The sequence below is a fragment of the Agrobacterium sp. NPDC058088 genome (assembly GCF_042885035.1).
Lineage (GTDB): Bacteria > Pseudomonadota > Alphaproteobacteria > Rhizobiales > Rhizobiaceae > Agrobacterium.
The window spans coordinates 426,875-444,814 of the sequence record NZ_JBHVSU010000001.1 but is presented as its reverse complement, the minus strand read 5'-3'; the positions used below and the strand labels follow the sequence as shown (position 1 = coordinate 444,814).

Annotated in this window: 15 protein-coding genes; 11 read left to right on the top strand and 4 right to left on the bottom strand. The window is 58.5% G+C overall.

Going from position 1 to position 17,940, the window contains the following annotated elements; genetic code table 11:
• Positions 1-132: 132 nt before the first annotated feature.
• The 6 genes from ACFVTJ_RS02155 to ACFVTJ_RS02130 all read left to right on the top strand — a co-directional run bounded on the left by ACFVTJ_RS02155 (position 133) and on the right by ACFVTJ_RS02130 (position 6,383).
• Complete coding sequence (locus ACFVTJ_RS02155; RefSeq protein ID WP_386904238.1) at positions 133-1,011, top strand: MurR/RpiR family transcriptional regulator; 879 nt, start codon at positions 133-135, stop codon at positions 1,009-1,011.
• A 289-nt stretch (positions 1,012-1,300) separates the two neighbouring features.
• Positions 1,301-2,407, top strand: a complete 1,107-nt coding sequence (locus ACFVTJ_RS02150) for an ABC transporter substrate-binding protein (protein ID WP_386904236.1) — start codon at positions 1,301-1,303, stop codon at positions 2,405-2,407.
• 99 nt (positions 2,408-2,506) lie between these two features.
• Complete coding sequence (locus tag ACFVTJ_RS02145; protein ID WP_065655785.1) at positions 2,507-3,391, top strand: ABC transporter permease subunit; 885 nt, start codon at positions 2,507-2,509, stop codon at positions 3,389-3,391.
• The gene (locus ACFVTJ_RS02140) at positions 3,388-4,170 is read left to right on the top strand and encodes an iron ABC transporter permease (protein WP_003522814.1); all 783 of its coding nucleotides are present in this window, start codon (positions 3,388-3,390) and stop codon (positions 4,168-4,170) included. Before ACFVTJ_RS02145 ends, ACFVTJ_RS02140 begins: the two co-directional genes overlap by 4 nt.
• Before the next feature lie 13 nt (positions 4,171-4,183).
• Complete coding sequence (locus ACFVTJ_RS02135; protein ID WP_386904233.1) at positions 4,184-5,242, top strand: ABC transporter ATP-binding protein; 1,059 nt, start codon at positions 4,184-4,186, stop codon at positions 5,240-5,242.
• Positions 5,243-5,339: 97 nt separating this feature from the next.
• Entirely contained in the window at positions 5,340-6,383 is a 1,044-nt protein-coding gene (locus ACFVTJ_RS02130) for a zinc-dependent alcohol dehydrogenase family protein (RefSeq protein ID WP_386904231.1), read from the top strand.
• A 14-nt stretch (positions 6,384-6,397) separates the two neighbouring features.
• Here the strand turns inward: ACFVTJ_RS02130 and ACFVTJ_RS02125 are convergent, their stop codons facing one another.
• Complete coding sequence (locus tag ACFVTJ_RS02125; protein WP_386904229.1) at positions 6,398-6,997, bottom strand: hypothetical protein; 600 nt, start codon at positions 6,995-6,997, stop codon at positions 6,398-6,400.
• 352 nt (positions 6,998-7,349) lie between these two features.
• On the opposite strand from ACFVTJ_RS02125, the gene ACFVTJ_RS02120 reads away from it, so the two are divergent.
• Entirely contained in the window at positions 7,350-8,126 is a 777-nt protein-coding gene (locus tag ACFVTJ_RS02120; protein WP_386904227.1) for an AAA family ATPase, read from the top strand.
• 78 nt (positions 8,127-8,204) lie between these two features.
• Entirely contained in the window at positions 8,205-9,536 is a 1,332-nt protein-coding gene (locus ACFVTJ_RS02115; RefSeq protein ID WP_386904226.1) for an MFS transporter, read from the top strand.
• Between the two features lie 69 nt (positions 9,537-9,605).
• Here the strand turns inward: ACFVTJ_RS02115 and metH are convergent, their stop codons facing one another.
• The gene (metH, locus tag ACFVTJ_RS02110) at positions 9,606-13,379 is read right to left on the bottom strand and encodes a methionine synthase (RefSeq protein WP_386904224.1); all 3,774 of its coding nucleotides are present in this window, start codon (positions 13,377-13,379) and stop codon (positions 9,606-9,608) included.
• Between the two features lie 179 nt (positions 13,380-13,558).
• On the opposite strand from metH, the gene ACFVTJ_RS02105 reads away from it, so the two are divergent.
• Positions 13,559-14,818: an AGE family epimerase/isomerase gene (locus ACFVTJ_RS02105; RefSeq protein WP_386904222.1), complete on the top strand. Its 1,260-nt coding sequence runs from the start codon at positions 13,559-13,561 to the stop codon at positions 14,816-14,818.
• A gap of 198 nt (positions 14,819-15,016) precedes the next feature.
• Here the strand turns inward: ACFVTJ_RS02105 and ACFVTJ_RS02100 are convergent, their stop codons facing one another.
• Together ACFVTJ_RS02100 and ACFVTJ_RS02095 are read right to left on the bottom strand one after the other, a co-directional pair.
• Positions 15,017-15,577 carry a dual specificity protein phosphatase family protein gene (locus ACFVTJ_RS02100; RefSeq protein WP_386904220.1) on the bottom strand — a complete coding sequence of 187 codons (561 nt, stop codon included), beginning with the start codon at positions 15,575-15,577 and terminating at the stop codon, positions 15,017-15,019.
• A 200-nt stretch (positions 15,578-15,777) separates the two neighbouring features.
• The gene (locus ACFVTJ_RS02095) at positions 15,778-16,230 is read right to left on the bottom strand and encodes a hypothetical protein (protein ID WP_386904218.1); all 453 of its coding nucleotides are present in this window, start codon (positions 16,228-16,230) and stop codon (positions 15,778-15,780) included.
• Between the two features lie 442 nt (positions 16,231-16,672).
• Between ACFVTJ_RS02095 and ACFVTJ_RS02090 the strand changes: the two genes are divergently transcribed.
• Both ACFVTJ_RS02090 and ACFVTJ_RS02085 read left to right on the top strand, forming a co-directional pair.
• Positions 16,673-17,302 carry an outer membrane protein gene (locus ACFVTJ_RS02090; RefSeq protein ID WP_386904216.1) on the top strand — a complete coding sequence of 210 codons (630 nt, stop codon included), beginning with the start codon at positions 16,673-16,675 and terminating at the stop codon, positions 17,300-17,302.
• 206 nt (positions 17,303-17,508) lie between these two features.
• Positions 17,509-17,880, top strand: coding sequence for a hypothetical protein (locus ACFVTJ_RS02085; protein ID WP_386904214.1), 372 nt, complete (start codon positions 17,509-17,511; stop codon positions 17,878-17,880).
• Positions 17,881-17,940: the final 60 nt, after the last annotated feature.

The window sequence follows — 17,940 nt, the reverse complement described above, 5'->3', positions numbered from 1 at the left end:
AAAGAATTCTTCACATTAATGCGAGTGTCAAATGGATTTTTGAAATTTTCTCTTCATTTTCCCATTGACTCGGCGGCGCGCGCAGATGTTTATTTTGACCATGTACCGGCAGAAGACCGGAAGGGGAAAAGTTTGCGCAGCACGACGGCGACCGTCTCGGATGTCATCCATGCCCATTACGACGCGTTGACCCGTTCGGAAAAACGGCTGGCGGAAAGCCTGCTTGGCAACTATCCCGTATCCGGTCTCGGCAGCATCACCACCATCGCTGACAATGCCGGCGTTTCCACGCCGACGGTGGCGCGCATGGTTCAGAAGCTGGGCTACAAGGGGTATCCAGAGTTTCAGGCGCATCTGCACCAGGAACTGGAGGCGACGATTTCCGGCCCCGTTGCCAAGCATGACCGCTGGGCGACCAATGCGCCGGGCCTGCACATTCTCAACCGCTTTGCCGACGCCATTACCGGCAATCTGCGCGATACGCTTGGTGATCTCGACACCGCCGTCTTCGACAATGCCGCAGCGCTTTTGTCGGACCGCAAGCGCAGCATCTATTTCGTCGGCGGGCGGATCACCGGTGCGATTGCCGAGTATTTCTTCACCCACATGCAGGTGATCCGGCCGAAGACGACGCTGATGTCGTCCAATTCCAGCGCCTGGCCGCAATATATGCTGAACATGAGCTCTGGCGACGTGCTCGTCATTTTCGACATCCGACGCTACGAGCACGATATGACGACGCTCGCCGAGGTGGCCAAGGCAAATGGGGTGCAAATCATCCTCTTTACCGACCAGTGGACATCGCCGGTGGCACGCCATGCGCTGCATATTTTCCGGGTGAAGATCGAGGCCCCATCCGCATGGGATTCGTCTGTCGTGACCCTGTTCGTCGTCGAGGCGCTGATCGAAGCGGTGCAGAGCGGGACATGGGACGAAACCAAGGAACGCATGAACGCACTGGAAGGCCTGTTTGAACAGACACGCCTCTTCCGGCGTCCCGACAGAACGTGAATATGCGTAGCCGGCATACGACTTGACGCCGATGCTGCTCGCTGATTGGATACCTGCTATCGCTACCAGCACGATAAAGTAGGGAAAAAACCAAGCTGGGGAACACATCTGGTCTAACGGACGAGAACGGACAACTCCCGCAATTGCAGGCCAAAAAGCCTGATGATGGCGGAAAACGGGTGTAAAGTGGCGGAATCCGGATAAATAAATTGCAATCCAGCCGTCACATTAGCTTCATCGAGACTCCGTATCAGCGTCCGCAATATGAGAACACGAAGAGGAGAAAAAAGTGATCTCGCACTGCCGCCGACTGCTTGCTACGACCACCGCACTGGTCATCGCTTCCACCGCAATTGCCGCCGCTGAGCCGAGCGCCGAACTGATCGCTGCCGCCAAGAAGGAAGGCATGCTGACAACCGTCGCGCTGCCGCACGACTGGTGCGGTTACGGCGACGTCATCGCCGCTTTCAAGGCGAAGTACCCGGAAATCACCGTCAACGAACTGAACCCCGACGCCGGCTCTGCCGACGAAGTCGAAGCCATCAAGGCGAACAAGGACAACAAGGGCCCGCAGGCTCCTGACGTCGTTGACGTCGGTCTCGCTTTCGGCCCGCAGATGAAGGCCGAAGGCCTGCTGCAGCCTTACAAGGTCTCCACCTGGGACGAAATTCCTGACAACGTCAAGGATGCCGACGGCTACTGGTACGGTGACTATTACGGCGTCATGTCGTTCTTTGTTAACAAGGACCTCGTGAAGAACACGCCGAAGGACTGGGCCGACCTGCTGAAGCCGGAATATTCCGGTCAGGTCGCACTTGCCGGTCCCCCGCTGACGTCTAACCAGGCAATTCTCGGCGTTCTCGCCGCCGGTCTTGGCCAGGGCGCAAAGTCCGGCAAGGAAGCCGGTGAAGCCGGTCTGAAGTATTTCGCCGACCTCAACAAGGCAGGCAACTTCGTTCCGACCGTCGGCAAGGCCGGCACGCTCGCACAGGGTTCGACACCAATCATCATCGCCTGGGACTACAACGCGCTTTCCTGGAAAAAGACGCTGAACGACAACCCGCCGACAGAAGTCGTCGTGCCTGAAAAGGGCGTTCTGGCCGGCGTTTACGTGCAGGGCATTTCTGCCTATGCACCGCATCCGAATGCAGCGAAGCTCTGGATGGAGCATCTCTATTCCGACGACGGTCAGCTCGGCTGGCTGAAGGGCTATTGCCATCCGATCCGCTTCAACGCAATGGTCAAGGCTGGCAAGGTTCCGCAGGAACTGATCGACAGCCTGCCGCCGGCAGCGGCCTATGAAAAGGCTATCTTCCCGACGCTCGAGGAAGTTGACGCCAACAAGGCTGCCGTTACCGGCGGCTGGGACAAGACCGTCGGCGCGAACGTCAAGTAAGTTGTTGAAAACGCACCCCGGCTGAAGAACGGCCGGGGTGTTTCTTTCGTGATAACCGCAATATATAGACCGTTTTAAAACGGCGTGTGGGGACAAGGCATGCCATCAACCAACACCGGCGGACCATCCGACGCGGGCAGAAAGCTGCCGCTTCATTGGATAGGTGTGCTGCCATTTGTCGTATTTGTTGCGATGTTTCTGATCATGCCGACGATGAAGATCGTCATCGGTGCATTTCAGGATCCGAGCGGCAGTTTCACGCTCGCCAATATTGCAGGGCTTTTCACGCCGGCGATCATGGGCGCTTTTACAATATCGATCAAAATCAGCCTCGCATCATCATTGCTGGGGTGTTTGATCGGCTTTTCCGTCGCAGCCGCCGTCATACTTGGTGGCCTTCCCAATGTGTTGCGCGGGCCGCTGATGACGTTTTCCGGGGTTGCGTCGCAATTTGCCGGCGTTCCGCTGGCCTTCGCATTTCTCGCCACCCTCGGCCCGGTCGGCATATTGACGGTTTTCCTGAAATCCCAGCTGGGGATAGACCTCAGATTGATGGGCTTCAACCTCATCTCTTTCTGGGGGCTGACAATCACCTATCTCTTTTTCCAAATTCCGCTCATGATACTGATCATCGCTCCTGCCCTGGATGGGTTGAAGCGCGAATGGCGCGAGGCAGCGGAAGTTCTTGGCGCGACGGGAACGCAATATTGGCGATTTATCGCATTTCCCATCCTGCTGCCGTCACTGCTTGGCACGTTCGCGCTCCTGTTTGCCAATGCTTTCGGTGCTGTTGCAACAGCAATAGCGCTGACCGGCTCTTCGCTTAACATTGCACCCATACTGCTTTTTGCCCAGATACGCGGCGACGTGCTGGGCGATCCCCATCTCGGTTACGCGCTTGCCTTCGGTATGATCGTCGTTACCGGTGTCGCCAACACACTTTATATCTGGCTGCGCGCCCGCAGCGAAAGGTGGCTGAAATGAAGCGTTTCTTCGCTTGGGGCGCGCTGATTTTCGGCCTGCTCTATTTTGCCCTACCGCTGATCGGCATGACCAACTTCTCGCTGAAAATGCGGCGCGGCGAGTACTCCTTCGACGCCTATGGCAAGGTGCTGACCGATCCGCGTTTCCAGGAAACCTTCAGCTATTCTGTGGTGATGGCACTGTTCACCATCGTTTTCGGTGTCCTGCTGGTGGTACCGACAGCCTACTGGGTGCGTCTGAAGCTGCCCGGCCTGCGGCCCTATATCGAATTCATCACGCTTCTGCCGCTGGTCATCCCGGCCATTGTCATCGTTTTCGGTTATATCAGGCTTTACAACACCTCAAGCTGGTTGCCGCTGACCGGCACGAGCTTTGGCACCAACCTGCTGTTGATGTTCGGTTATGCCACGCTCGCCCTGCCCTATATGTACCGCGCCGTAGACACCGGTCTTCGCACCATAGATGTGGCCACACTGACGGAAGCGGCGCAGAGCCTGGGTGCGGGCTGGACGACCATTCTCTCACGCATCATCCTGCCGAATGTTCTTGTCGCCGTGCTCTCGGGCGCCTTCCTGACCTTCGCCATCGTCATCGGTGAATTCACCATGGCGGCCCTTTTGAACCGCCCGGCCTTTGGCCCCTATATGCAGCTGCTTGGCGCCAACCGCGCCTATGAACCGGCAGCGCTTGCCGTGATTTCCTTCGGCATCACCTGGGGTTGCCTCGGTCTGATCCAACTCGTTTCCCGCTATCAGAAGGGCGCGCCTCCCAAGGCCTGAGGACAAGATTTTCATGAGCTTTTTGACACTTAGCAACATCAAGAAATCCTTCGGCTCCGTGCAGGTCGTACATGATTTCAACATGGCCATCGAAAAAGGCGAATTCGTCTCCTTTCTCGGGCCATCCGGCTGCGGCAAGACCACCGTTCTGCGCATGATCGCCGGTTTCGAAATCCCGACCGGCGGATCGATCGTCATCAACGGCAAGGATCAGACGGCGCTCAGACCGAACCAGCGCAATATCGGCATGGTGTTCCAGGCCTATGCGCTGTTCCCCAACATGAACGTCTATGAAAACGTCGCCTTCGGCCTGAAGGTCGCTGGCAAGCCGAAAGCCGAGATCGACGCCCGCGTGAAGGAAATGCTCCAGCTCATCCATCTGGAACATCTGGCCGACCGTTATCCCTATCAGATGTCGGGCGGTCAGCAGCAGCGCGTGGCGCTCGCCCGCGCGCTCGCCCCGAAGCCGGAAGTGCTGCTGCTCGACGAGCCACTTTCTGCGCTCGACGCCAAGATCCGCGTCTCGCTGCGTGAGGAAATTCGCCAGATCCAGCAGAAACTCGGTATCACCACGATTTTCGTGACCCACGATCAGGAAGAGGCCCTGTCGATCTCTGACCGCATCGTGGTGATGAATGGCGGCCGTGCCGACCAGATCGGTTCGCCCTTCGATATCTACAACAAACCCGCCACCCGCTTCGTCGCCTCCTTCGTCGGCACGCTGAATCTCATCGACGCGACCGTAGTGGATTCCTCGTCCAACACCATTCAGGTCGGGGAGCAGCAGATTACCCTGCCAAAGCCGGTCGATGCAGCCAACGGCGAAAAAATCACGCTGGCGCTTCGCCCGGAAGCTGGCTCCCTAGGCAGCGACGCGAAAGGCGACGTCGCCATTTCCGGCCTCGTCACCTCCAGCCAGTTCCTCGGCTCCGTCATCCGCACCCGCCTTGATCTGGGCGGTTCGACGCTGTCCTTCGACATGTTCAACGATCCCGGCACCGCGCCGCCCGCCGTCGGTGAGCGGGTGACATTGAAATTCGCAGCCGGCGACCTGATGCTGATCAAGGACTGAAGCGCTTCTCCTGACGTAAAACGGCTTCGCATTTTTCCTGAAAATGCTCTAGCAGCAGGTTCAGGTTTGAACCTGCTGATCAATGATGGAGGCCATGATGCGCGCACTTTATTACGAACACTTCGGCGAGAGCCCTGTAGTCGCGTCTCTGCCCGATCCGGAACCGAGCGATGGCGGCGTGGTTATCGCGGTGAAAGCGACCGGCCTTTGCCGTAGCGACTGGCACGGCTGGATGGGGCACGACCCGGATATCCGCCTGCCGCATGTGCCCGGCCATGAATTTGCCGGCGTTATCGCCGCAGTTGGCAGACACGTCACCCGATTCAAAACGGGTGATCGCGTCACCGTCCCCTTCGTCTCGGGCTGCGGCCATTGCCACGAATGCCGTTCCGGCAACCAGCAGGTCTGCGAAACGCAGTTCCAGCCCGGCTTCACCCATTGGGGTTCCTTCGCCGAATATGTCGCCATCGACTATGCCGATCAGAATCTGGTGCACCTGCCGGAATCGATGGCCTATGCCACCGCAGCCGGTCTCGGCTGCCGTTTCGCCACGTCCTTCCGGGCGGTGACGGATCAGGGACGCCTGAAGGGCGGCGAATGGCTGGCCGTGCACGGCTGCGGCGGCGTCGGGCTTTCCGCCATCATGATCGGCGCGGGCCTCGGCGCACAGGTCGTCGCCATCGATATTGCCGAAGACAAGCTGGAACTCGCCCGGCAGCTGGGCGCAACCGCAACCATCAACAGCCGTTCGGTTGCCGATGTTGCCGAAGCGGTGCGAGACATCACCGGAGGCGGCGCGCATGTCTCCGTCGATGCCCTTGGCCATCCGCAGACCTGCTGCAATTCCATCAGCAATCTGCGCCGGCGCGGACGCCATGTGCAGGTGGGATTGATGCTGGCAGACCATGCCATGCCAGCCATTCCCATGGCCCGGGTGATCGCCCATGAGCTGGAGATCTACGGCAGCCATGGCATGCAGGCATGGCGTTACGAGGACATGCTTTCAATGATCGAAAGCGGCAGGCTCGCGCCGGAAAAGCTGATCGGCCGCCATATCTCACTGACCGAAGCGGCAGCAGCCCTGCCCGCCATGGACAGTTTCCGGGAAAGCGGCATCAGCATTATCGACCGGTTCGAATAAGGCTCAAAACCTTTTCACACATTTCGGCGTCCGAAGGCTTGCACCGTGGCGCCGGTGCGGGTCGGCAATGGCTCCGCCTCGGCGACAGCATGATCCGCACGGGCGCGCGCAGCTGGATCGGCAACGCCGTCGCTCCAGTTTCGTTTCGCCAAACGCGCCCTGCGGACGTCAAGCGGTGCGGGCGGCTCCTCCTGCAACTTGTTTGCCGTGACCCCTGACGTCGTGGACAGTTGCGACATCCATCGCACGATTTGTATCGTCTTGTGGACCAGCACGAAGATGCCGATGATTGCCACCGCGATCACGATCGCAAGCGTCCAGGATGAATCGCGGCTCCTTGCCGCCCGCTCCATCCGGTCCTTTGTTGTCGGATCGAAGCCAAGCATTGCCTTCAGTCGGGCGATATCCGCTTCGGTGAGCTTGCTGTACCGCTCGCCGCGATAGAGGACGTACCCGCTGTTGTTATCGCTATTGAGATAACCGAGATCATAGGCCTCGCCGTTGCGAAGAAACAGCTCGGTCTCCGGAAGATCATAAACGAGATCGATCGTCTCACCGCCGCCAAACCATGAACCTCCGAAAAATCTAGATCCACGCGCCTCGGCTTCACTCACAGATATCGCGGAAAACAAAATAGCGGCCGAAAATAATGCAATGTGCTTCACCCGGACATCCCCAACGAAAAAACAATGTAAAACAATTATAATTACTATATTAATTTGAAGTTTATACTAAGTATATCACAAATTTAATCCGGAATTTTCAATTACAACTTAAATATATTTGAGTAATTTACATTTAGCTTAAGTTCAGGCAAACGACGCGACAGACACATGCCGTGTCGCAAGCATTGCGCAGAGGGCGGCCAACGATAAGCTGCAATCTTACGCAATCGATTGGCGACATGGGCCGCCATCACGCACCAGAGTGCAATGGCAATCGACATCACGGATTAAGGACTGCGATATGCTGTTTCTCGACAGCGTTACGATGAAAGAAATGCCGGACGGAAGGGATGATTATCCCTTCTCCGTTCCGGCCATGCGCCATCTGGAACGCCTCGAATTCAAGACGCCGATCACCTTTTTTGCCGGTAATAACGGCTCGGGAAAATCGACACTGCTGGAGGGTCTGGCGGCGGGAATGACGGCCTATGCCATCGGCAATCATGGTCAGGTCAAGGGTGACCTCTATCTCCAGCATGCCGAAACCGTGGCGAAGTCCTTCTATTTTGCCCGGAAGAAATATCCGAAGATCCGAATGTTCCTGCGCGCGGAAGACGTGCTGGGTTATATCCGTCGACAGAACGAGGAAGCACTGGACGATTTTCGCTGGGAGCGGGAAAAGGCTCTGAAAAACGGCGAGGATTTTCCGGAGGAAACGCCGGAGACATTTCGCGGGATTGTCAGGAATAATAGCCTTGACCGGCGATCGCATGGCGAAGGCTTCCTCGATATCATGCATCAGCGCCTGCATGGCGCCGGCCTCTATTTTCTCGACGAACCGGAAAGTCCGCTTTCACCGCAAAAGCAGCTGGAACTGGCGGCGATCATCCGCAACGCGGCCGATAGCGGCGGACAATTGATCATCGCCACCCATTCGCCCGTGCTGTTGGCCATTCCAGAGGCCACGATTTATTATTTCGATGAGGATGGCATCACCGAGCGCCTCTATGACGAACTGGAAAACATCGCCTTCCTGCGGCGCTTTCTTGATCGTCCATCCAAATACCTGAGTGATTAAGGATCGATAAGGCTTGAAATCCCGCCACTCTTGCCGCATGCCCATAAGTACTACGTAATTTAGAAAAGAAGCAGCCTCATGTCTCCCACCACTACACCGGCGGCAGCCCGGCCCCTTAACGGTCAGGATTACAAAACTCTTGGCCTTTCGGCCCTGGGCGGCGCGCTCGAATTTTACGACTTCATCATTTTCGTATTTTTCGCCACCGTCATCGGCCATCTGTTCTTTCCACCGGAAATGCCCGACTGGCTGGTGATGATCCAGACCTTCGGCATTTTCGCCGCCGGTTATCTGGTGCGGCCGCTGGGCGGCATCGTGCTGGCGCATTATGGCGACCGGTATGGCCGCAAACGCGTCTTCGCTTTCTCCATCCTGCTGATGGCACTCTCCACCCTTGGCATGGCGCTGATGCCGACCTATGCTACCATCGGTGTGGCGGCACCGATCCTGCTCATCATCCTGCGCATGCTGCAGGGCGCGGCCATCGGTGGTGAAGTACCGGGCGCATGGACCTTCGTTGCCGAACATGTGCCCTTCCGGCGCGTTGGGCTTGCCTGCGGCTTCCTGACATCAGGCCTCTCTTTCGGGATCATGCTCGGGTCACTGATAGCCTTTGCCATCAACTCGCTCTTCACACCGGAAGACGTCGCCGGTTACGCCTGGCGCATTCCCTTCCTGCTCGGCGGCATTTTCGGCCTCATCGCGGTTTATCTGCGTCGCTGGCTGGAAGAAACGCCGATCTTCATGGAAATGAAAAAGTCGAAGTCACTGACGGACAAGCTGCCGCTTGGCCTCGTGCTGAAGCACCATATGCGCGGCGTGATCATCTCTGCCCTGCTGACTTGGGTCCTGTCGGCGGCCATCGTCGTCACCACGCTGATGACGGCCACCTTCCTGCAGAAGCTTTACGGTTACACCCCGACGCAGGCACTGGCCGGCACCAGCTTCGGCACGCTGTTCCTGATCTTCGGCGTCATCATCGCCGGCGCCCTGATCGACCGCGTCGGCTCCGGCATCTTCTTCATGGGTGCGAGCATCTTCTTCGGCATCGCCACCTTCACCTTCTACAGCTATGCCGGCACATCGCTTCAAACCATGTTCGTGCTTTACGGCGTCATGGGCCTGTCAGTGGGTATGGCAGGTGCGGTGCCCTATGTCATGGTCCGCGCCTTCCCGGCGTCGGTCCGTTTCTCCGGCCTCTCCTTCGCCTATAACGTCTCCTATGCCGTCTTCGGCGGGCTGACGCCGATTGGCGTGACCACGGCGCTTGCCGTCAATCCCATGGCGCATGCCTGGTATCTGGTCTTCATCGCCGTCCTCGCCTTCGCCATCGGCCTCTATCTCTATCTGCGCGGCAGCGAGGTGGAGAGCCATGTCGGCATCGAGGAACTGGCGGCGTTACGGTCTTAAGCACCGACTAAATGCAAAAAGCGCGGGCAAAACCCGCGCTTTTTTATTGAATGGCAGCACACCGGAACATCAGGCCGCGCTGTCGATTTCCTCAGCACCATTCGTCGGCACGTAGTTGAGGACAGGACCGAGCCAGCGCTCCACCTCTTCCACCGGCATATCCTTGCGGCGCGCATAATCGAGAACCTGATCGCGCTCGACCTTGGCCACGCCGAAATAATAGCTTTCGGGATGACCGATATAGATGCCGGAGACGGAGGAGCCCGGCCACATGGCATAGCTTTCCGTCAGCTCCACACCTGCCGCATTGGTGGCATCCAGCAAGGCAAACAGCGTCTTCTTTTCGGTATGGTCGGGCTGGGCCGGATAACCAGGTGCCGGGCGTATACCGGCATAGGCCTCGCCGATCAGCTCCTCGCCAGCAAAAGCCTCGTCAGGTGCATAACCCCAGAACTCCTTGCGCACCCGCTCATGCATGCGCTCGGCAAAGGCTTCCGCGAAACGGTCGGCCAGCGCCTTGACGAGAATGGACGAATAATCGTCATTCGCCCGCTCGAAACGCTCGGCAATCGCCACTTCCTCTATGCCCGCCGTCACCACGAAACCGCCGACATAATCGGCAACGCCGCTATCGACAGGCGCAACGAAATCGGAAAGCGCCACGTTGGGGCGTCCATCTCGCTTGGAAAGCTGCTGGCGCAGCGTGAAGAAAGTCGCCAGCTCTTCCTTACGGCTTTCATCCGTGAACAGCCTGATATCGTCGCCCACAGCATTGGCCGGCCAGAAGCCGATCACTGCGCGCGGCCGGAACCACTTCTCGTCGATGATCTTCGCAAGCATAGCCTGCGCATCGGCGTAAAGCTGCCGCGCCGCTTCGCCCTGTTTTTCATCTTCGAGAATAGCCGGGAAACGACCCTTCAATTCCCATGTCTGGAAAAACGGCGTCCAGTCGATATAGCGAGAAAGCTCCTCAAGGTCGTAGGTCTCGAACACTTTGGTGCCGAAGAACTGCGGCTTGACGGCGCTATAGGTCGACCAGTCAATCTTGTGCGCATTCTCACGGGCGCGAGTAAGCGGCAGCCGCTGCTTTTCACGTTCGTTGCGGGCATGCGCTTCCGCCACCTTGGCATATTCGCTGCGAATACCGTCGATATAAGCGGGCTTCTGCTCGGCGGAGAGAAGCGCCGACACGACCCCTACCGCGCGTGAGGCGTCGGTGACATAGATTGCCTGCCCCGCCTCGTAACGCGGATGGATTTTCACCGCCGTATGCACACGGCTCGTCGTCGCGCCGCCGATCAGCAGCGGAATGTCGAAACCCTGCCGTTCCATTTCGGCGGCCACATGCACCATCTCGTCCAGCGACGGGGTAATGAGCCCGGAAAGGCCGATCACATCGACCTTTTCGGCAATCGCAGTTTCGAGGATTTTCGTCGTCGGCACCATGACGCCGAGATCAATGATCTCGTAATTGTTACAGGCGAGAACGACGCCGACGATGTTCTTGCCGATATCGTGCACGTCGCCCTTCACGGTCGCCATCAGCACCTTGCCAGCGGCGCTGCGCTCCGATCCGCCATTCAGGCGCTTTTCCTCTTCCATGTAGGGAAGCAGTACGGCAACGGCCTGTTTCATCACGCGAGCGGATTTCACCACCTGCGGCAGGAACATCTTGCCCGAGCCGAACAGGTCGCCGACCACGTTCATGCCGGCCATCAGCGGCCCTTCGATAACGTGCAATGGGCGCTCCGCCTTCTGGCGCGCCTCTTCCGTATCGGCGTCGATGAATTCGGTAATGCCGTTGACCAGCGCGTGCTCCAGCCGCTTCTCGACGGGAAGCTCACGCCAGGAGAGATCCTGCACCTTGCCCTGCTTCTCACCCGTGCCACGAAAACGCTCTGCCACTTCAAGCAGACGCTCGGTGGCATCGTCGCGGCGGTTCAGCACCACGTCTTCGCAGGCCTCCCGCAGTTCTGCATCGATATTGTCGTAAACCGCAAGCTGACCGGCATTCACGATCCCCATATCCATGCCGACCTGAATGGCGTGGTACAGGAACACGGCATGCATCGCCTCACGCACCGGCTCGTTGCCGCGGAAGGAGAAGGACAGGTTGGAAACGCCACCGGAAATATGCGTGAGCGGCATGGTTTCGCGGATGGTCTTGGTGGCTTCGATGAAGTCCACGCCATAATTATTGTGCTCCTCGATACCCGTCGCCACCGCAAACACGTTCGGATCGAAGATGATGTCTTCCGGCGAGAGGCCCGCCTTTTCGGTTAGAAGCTTATAGGCGCGCGTGCAGATTTCCACCTTGCGCTGATAGGTATCCGCCTGCCCGACCTCGTCAAAGGCCATGACGACGACGGCCGCACCGTAATTGTGGACGAGCCGCGCCTGCTGAAGGAACTTTTCCTCGCCTTCCTTCAGCGAAATCGAGTTGACGATCGACTTGCCCTGAACGCATTTCAGACCAGCCTCGATGATCTCGAACTTCGACGAGTCGATCATCACAGGCACGCGGGCGATATCAGGCTCGGCGGCGATGAGGTTCAGGAACTCCACCATCGCCTTCTGCGAATCGATGAGGCCTTCATCCATGTTGATATCGATGATCTGCGCGCCGTTTTCCACCTGGTCGCGGGCGACGGCCAGCGCCGCCGTATAATCGCCAGCGGTAATGAGCTTACGGAAGCGGGCTGAGCCGGTGACGTTGGTGCGCTCGCCGACGTTGACGAAGGGGATGTCCTTGGTCAGCACGAAGGGCTCGAGGCCCGAAAGCGACATGAACGGCTTGTGCTCGGGGATCGGGCGCGGCTTGTAATCCTTGACCGCTTCGGCAATCGCCCGGATGTGCTCCGGCGTCGAGCCGCAGCAACCGCCAACGATGTTCACGAGGCCGTCGCGGGCAAAACCCTGCACCTGGCGGGCCATCATCTCAGGCGTTTCGTCGTATTGGCCAAATTCGTTCGGCAGGCCGGCATTGGGATAAGCACAGACGAAGGTATCGGCGACATCAGACAGCTCCTGCAGGTGCGGACGCATCGCATCCGCACCGAGTGCGCAGTTAAGCCCGATGGTGAAGGGATTGGCGTGGCGCACCGAGTTCCAGAACGCCGAAGGTGTCTGGCCGGAAAGCGTGCGGCCGGATAGGTCGGTGATCGTGCCCGAGATCATCACCGGCAGGCGGATGCCCTTAGCCTCGAAGCGCTCCTCGCAGGCGAAGATTGCGGCCTTGGCGTTCAGCGTATCGAAGATCGTCTCGATGAGGATGATATCTGCGCCGCCGTCGATCAGGCCATCGATCTGCTCGCCGTAAGCAATACGCAGGTCGTCGAAACTGACGGCGCGGTAACCGGGATTGTTGACGTCAGGCGAAATGGAAGCCGTGCGGTTGGTCGGGCCGATGGCGCCCGCAACAAAGCGGCGGCGGCCATCTTCCCGCTCGGCGCGCTGGGCGGCGCGGCGGACGATCTGCGCACCTTCACGGTTGAGGTCGTAGACGGCATTTTCCATCTCGTAATCGGCCTGCGCGATGCGCGTTGACGAGAACGTGTTGGTTTCGAGAATATCCGCACCCGCCATGGCGTAGCGATAATGGATATCTTCGATGGCGTCAGGCTGGGTCAGAATCAGAAGGTCGTTATTGCCTTTCTGGTGACAGGCGCAGCCGATAAAGCGGTTGCCGCGAAAATGATCTTCGTCAAAACCGAGACCCTGGATCTGCGTGCCCATGGCGCCGTCGAGAATGAGGATGCGTTCGCTAGCGGCTTCGCGCAACGCCTTGAAAATTTCCGCGCCGTCGCGCTTTGCCCCTTCAGGGCCAAACAGATCGTCAAACACGGGCACACTCCTCATTTCGATTTGCAAGAAAGCAACTCGTCAAGTCACATAAAGATATGTTTATGTCAATATATCTTCAAGGGACAGGCATTGCTTTGCGTCGTTAGGGCAGGTTACGAAATATCGCTGACAGATGACAGGTTTATACGGCAAGGATATAAGCCGAAGCAGCAAACCGCATGGAGGACGAGATGCCTGAAGACGATCACAACAGCCGCAACTGGAACACCCTGCCCTGGCACCGCCAGTGGCTGGTGAAACAGGCCGAGGGACTTTTCGACTTCTTCCAGCACCGGGCCCTCAACCCCGCCGGTGGCTTCTTCGATCTGGACGCCAAGGGCGCGCCGTTGCAGCCAAACAATCCCGTGCGCGGCATCCATGCCTCCGCCCGCATGGTGCATTGCTTCTCCATCGGCCACCTGCTCGGCCGTCCGGGCTGCGGTGATATTGTCGATCACGGCATGACCTATCTTTGGAACAGGCATCGAGACAGCGAGCATGGCGGTTACTTCTGGCAGGTGAATGACGCCGGTCCCGTCGATGCCACCAAGCAGGGTTACGGCCATGCCTTCGTGCTTCTGGCCGCCTCTTCCGCCAAGACCGTCGGCCATCCGCTCGCCGACCAGATGCTGGCCGATATTACCGAAGTGCTCGAAACCCGGTTCTGGGAAGAAAAACACGGCGCGATCGCCGAGGAATTCAATCGCGACTGGTCACCCATCGATAATTATCGCGGCCAGAATTCCAACATGCACCTGACCGAAGCGCTGATGGCCGCCTATGAGGTGACCGGCGACAATAACTACCTTATCAAAGCCGAACGCATCGCCGATCTCGTCATCCGCCGCCGCGCCGGCGAACTGGATTTCCGCGTGCCGGAGCATTTCGACGCAAACTGGACCCTCGACAAGGAGTATCGCGGCAACGAAATGTTCCGCCCCTCGGGCTCCACTCCCGGCCACTGGCTGGAATGGGCACGTCTCATCCTGCAATTATGGGTGTTGGGGGAGCGCCGCCATGACTGGATGCCGGTGGCCGCCAAATCGCTCTTCGTGCAATCCATGGCGCTCGGCTGGGACCGCGAAAAGGGCGGCTTCTTTTATACGCTCGACTGGAACGACACTCCCGACAAGCGGGCAAAGCTCTGGTGGCCCATGTCCGAGGCGGCGGGTGCCGCGCATTTCCTCAACGAGAACCTGCCGGCGGATGCGTTCTATGAAGACAGCTACCGCCGTATCTGGAGCACCATCGCCAACAACTTCATCGACCATGAAAATGGCGGCTGGCACGAGGAACTGACGGAAGATCTGGTTCCGGCCCACACGCTGTTCCCCGGCAAGGGCGATATCTATCACGCGCTTCAGGCATGCCTGATACCGCTTTTCCCGGCAGCGGGCAGCCTGACGAAGGTGATCAAGGAGAGCGGTGGGGATTATTGAGGCCTTGGTTGTAGGCGGATGGCGACGGAGCTCTAGAACCACTCTCCGTCATGCTCGGGCTTGTCCCGAGCATCTGCAACCTGCCGACTTGGCGAGACGTGGATAGATCCTCGGCACAAGGCCGAGGATGACGTCGAGTGTGGAACAGAGGTGTCGGCTACAAACCTCTTTTGGGATATCAAAAGCCCCTGAACAATCTCAAAACCCGATGGTTTCCTCGAAATCATCCCAGGACTGGTACATTTCATAGCGCCCGATACCGGGGATCGGCACATGCCCATAATAGGGCGAAAGCTGAAATTCGGCTGCCGCCTCGCTCTTGCCGGCGACGGCAGCCACGTAAATGGCAGAGGCAAGCCCGGTGCGGTTGGCGCCATGTTCACAATGGATGAGAACGGGCTTTTCCGCGTTGCGCAGCACGGCCGCCAGCGTTTCCGAATCCTCCACCGAGACCTTTTCGCTTGAACTCAGCGGATAATCAACAAGCCGGATACCATTGTTTTTCGCCGCAACGCTTTCGGCCTCATACCAGCCCTCACGCTTTTCATCGCGCAGGTTGATGATCGTCTTGATGCCATAGGCCTTGGCGTAAGCGGCGATATCCTTGCCGCTCGGCTGGGCCGAACGATAGAGCTCTCCGGGTATGACTTCGTGAAAATTTCCGGTCAGCTGGCCGATGCCCATATGCGCGCCGGCCAAAACCGGCAAGGCGACTAGGCCAATGGCCGCGATTTTCAGAAATTTCAGAACGCTATACAAACCGTCATCCCGCAATATCACTCGGACGGACGGGGAGATGGCATCGTAAATGGACGAAAACAAGTCGGCCGCTTTGGCAGCGCGAGCCCCTGGCATTCACCTGTTTAATCAAGCCGCTGTGATACAGGGCTTTCCCAGCGTCATCCAGCGGCGTCGAAAATTCTCAAAATCGCGTGATAACGAAATTCCGCGAAAACAGCTCAGCCGAATTCAGCGGAAATGATGGTCACGCGCCATTCCAGCCGCTGCGGCTCCACCCTTTCATTGTTGCGCAGCCGGAAAGACCGGCAGGCGGCGAAAGTTTCGCCAGCCTCGATCCGCCTTTCGCTCACCTGGTAGGGATCGAAGGCAACGGAGGCGCGGAACGCCGGCTCGAAGCCTTCCAGCGTATAGGTCAGCCGCTGCAGGGCGACATTGTTGTCATTGCGGAAACTGACGCGAATGGGCAATGACGGATCCGCGCAGGTGGCATCGAAACTGGCGGTCGCGACGACATGATCGAGCCGCTGGCCGCCACGCCACCAATCATAAACGACAAATGCGGCAGTGGTGCTCCAGATCAGCAGCAGGCAGATGACGACGGGTTTGAGATGCCGCGGAAACGCAATGAGGGTGAGAAGAAGAACGGCGCTGAGAACGGCTCCGACAATCACATCATTCCTCCCCAGCCAATATAAAACCCCATACGTCCTCGTCCTCCCATGCCCTTTTTCGCCGCCATGACCACCCTCATCGAGTGGACACGGCGTCATTGTCTCGACCGCGAGAATGCCTGCTGAGATGCGGCGCGAAGCACCGGCATTGTCGCCGTCAGCCACAACTCTATGGTCACCTCCCCTCCTGTCAAGACAACCAAGCGTGACACCGGCTGACCACGACGCCCACCTTTGAAGAAGCGCCGATGGGAACCAAACGCGGCCAGGGACGTTCGCAGCATCAGAACCGCATGGTGGGGCGATAGAACGCCGCGATCCGGGGCAAGGAAGGACAAACGCCGGGAGGACACGGAATGCCTCTTGGAACCGCCGAACCCCGACCCATATTAAAAGTAGCTAATCTATGCTATGGATGTCAGTCAGCTCAGGGAGAAAAACGATGAAAACGCTGATCGTAACGTCACTCTTGGCCCTGTCGGCCAGCACCGCAATGGCTGCGGATGCCGTCTACGAAAATCCGGCCCCGCCGGTTGCGCAGGAAACCCTGCCGGTCTTCACCTGGTCTGGCCCCTATCTGGGTATTCAAGGTGGCGCGGGCTGGGCTAATGGCGATTTTTCGGCCGGTGGCCCGGTCGCGTCGGATAATTTCGATGGCGGCGTTCTCGGTGCCTTCGCCGGTTACAATTACCAGTTCGACAATAATGTCGTGCTCGGCATCGAAGGTGATGTCGATTATAACTGGAACGACAATGATTATGCGGGTGTGAACATCGGCACCGACTGGCAGGGCTCCGTTCGCGGTCGCGTCGGTTACGCCTTCGATCGCGCCTTGATCTACGGTACCGCCGGCTGGACCGCGACACGCGGCTTCATCGAAACGCCCGCCGGCAAGGACAGCACCACCTTTAATGGCTACACGGTTGGGGCAGGTCTGGACTACGCTTTCACCGACAACGTCTTCGGCAGGCTGGAATATCGCTATAACGACTATGGCGACAAGGACATCTTCGGCATCAACACCGATGTCGACCAGCATACTGTGAAAGTGGGTCTCGGCGTGAAGTTCTGAGCCGAACCATATAATTCAGCAAAAGCCCGGCCACCGCCGGGCTTTTTTGTTGCGGAAACCAAGCGAGAGCCCGTGATCTGCCCTCCCTAAGCCTCGAAAAGATGAACAGCCGGGACTGAACCATTCACAGGCCGTTCACCCGTGCCATGCCATCATGCAGGCATAATGAGCCTCTATCTCCCGAAGCAGGCTTATGGAGTCGCCCGATGAAAAAGATAATTCTTTCCACAATTGCTGCGCTGGTCGCCACCGGCAGCGTCTTCGCGTCCTACGGCACGGCTGCCGCGCAGGACTATCCCTATCGTCCGCGCTACGACCGTGGTTATGACCGCGGCGGCCCGCCCCCACCGCCCTATCGCGAACATCGCCGCCACAATGATGGTGCAGCGATTGCCGGCGGCCTCGCCGCAGGCGTCATCGGCGGCCTGATCGGCGGCGCCATCGCCAACGGCGGCAACAGCGGACCCCGCTACTACGAACCGCCACCACCGCCGCCGCGCTGCTGGTTCGAAGACCGCCGCGTTCCCAACGCCTATGATGGCGGCTGGCATATGGAGAGCATGCGGGTTTGTAACTGATCCGATAGCTGGAAAATCATAAGGATGATCCGATCAGTCTGAAAGGCTGGTCGGATTTTT